The organism is Bradyrhizobium sp. (genome assembly GCF_016462955.1).
GTDB lineage: Bacteria > Pseudomonadota > Alphaproteobacteria > Rhizobiales > Xanthobacteraceae > Bradyrhizobium.
Window position 1 is genome coordinate 1 of sequence record NZ_JAEMSD010000858.1, and the last position, 1,697, is coordinate 1,697.

A 1,697-nucleotide genomic window follows, 5' to 3' on the forward strand; every position below is an offset into this window, starting at 1 on the left:
GGTAACGAAAGGGCGCACGGTGAAGCCGGCGCCGCGCACCGCGCTGAAGCGCGGCAAAGCGGCGAAGAAGAGCGCGACGACCGCGACCAGCGCCAGGAAGGTCTCGGCGATGCCGGACTTCGTGGCGCCGCAGCTCTGCACGCTGGTCGAGCGGCCGCCCGGGGACCAGGGTTGGTGCCACGAGATCAAGTTCGACGGCTATCGCGTGCAGCTCCGGGTCGAGGACGGCGAGGCGACGCTGAAGACGCGCAAGGGTCTCGACTGGACCGCCAAGTTCGGCTCCATTGCCAAGGAAGCGGCGGCGCTGCCGGACGTGATCATCGACGGCGAGATCGTCGCGCTCGACCACAACGGCGCGCCGAACTTCTCCTCGCTGCAGGCTGCGCTGTCCGACGGCAAGACCGACGATTTGATCTTCTTCGCGTTCGATCTGCTTTTCGCAGAGGGTCAGGATTTTCGCCGGCTGCCGCTCGACGAGCGCAAGGCGCAGCTCAAGAAGCTGCTGGACAAGCGCAAGCGGAAATCGACCCAGATCCGCTATGTCGAGCATTTCGAGAGCGGCGGCGATGCCGTGCTGCAATCGGCCTGCAAGCTCGAGCTCGAAGGCGTGGTGTCGAAGAAGCTCAGCGCGCCGTATCGGTCCGGCCGCACCGAGAGCTGGGTCAAGTCGAAATGCCGCGCGGGCCACGAGGTTGTGATCGGCGGCTACAAGACCACCAACGGCAAATTCCGCTCGCTGATGGCCGGCGTCCAGCGCGGCGATCATCTCGCCTTTGTCGGCATGGTCGGCACCGGCTTCGGCGCGGACAAGGTCAAGCGCCTCATGCCCGTCCTGAAGGCGGTGGAGGCCAAGCAAAGCCCGTTCGGCGGCAAGAATGCGCCTAAGAAGTCCCGCGAGGTGCATTGGCTGAAGCCGGAGCTCGTCGCGGAGATCGAATTCGCCGGCTTCACCGCCGACGGCAACATCCGCCAGGCCGCGTTCAAGGGATTGCGGCAGGACAAGCCGGCCGAGGAGGTCGAGGCGGAGAAGCCCGTCGATACCGAGCTTGCCGAGCCCAAAGCCCGGAAGCCGGCGCGCGCGAAGGCAGGCCGGTCCTCGAACAAGGCCGCGCAAAATGCCGAGGTGATGGGCGTCGTCATTTCCAAGCCGGACAAGCCGCTCTGGCCGGATGACGGCGAGGGCGCTCCCGTGACCAAGCTGGACCTTGCGCGCTATCTCGAAGCCGTCGGCGAATGGATGATCGTGCACCTCAAGGGGCGGCCGTGTTCGCTGATCCGCGCCCCCGACGGCATCAAGGGCGAATCCTTCTTCCAGCGCCACGCGATGCAGGGAACCTCGAACCTTCTGGAGCTTGCGCGGGTCTCCGGCGACCGCAAGCCGTATCTCCAGATCGATCGCGTCGAGGGCCTTGCCGCGGTGGCGCAGATCGGCGGCGTCGAGCTGCATCCCTGGAATTGCGCGCCCTACGCCTACGACACACCAGGCCGGCTGGTGTTCGATCTCGACCCGGCGCCCGACGTGGCGTTTGCCGACGTGGTCGAGGCCGCCAAGGAGATGCGGCAGCGGCTCGCCGATCTCGGCATGGACAGCTTCTGCAAGACCACGGGCGGCAAGGGCCTGCACGTCGTGGTGCCGCTGCTTTATGGTGCGCGCGACAAGGTGAGCTGGAAAGAGGCCAAGGCTTTTGCGCAGGGCG

General features: G+C 66.5%; 1 protein-coding gene. It reads left to right on the forward strand.

Annotation, left to right across the window (positions count from 1 at the left end; translation table 11 throughout):
- Positions 1-1,697: DNA ligase D (ligD, locus tag JHD07_RS39260; RefSeq protein ID WP_291631985.1), on the forward strand; the 1,697-nt coding region annotated here is incomplete at both ends.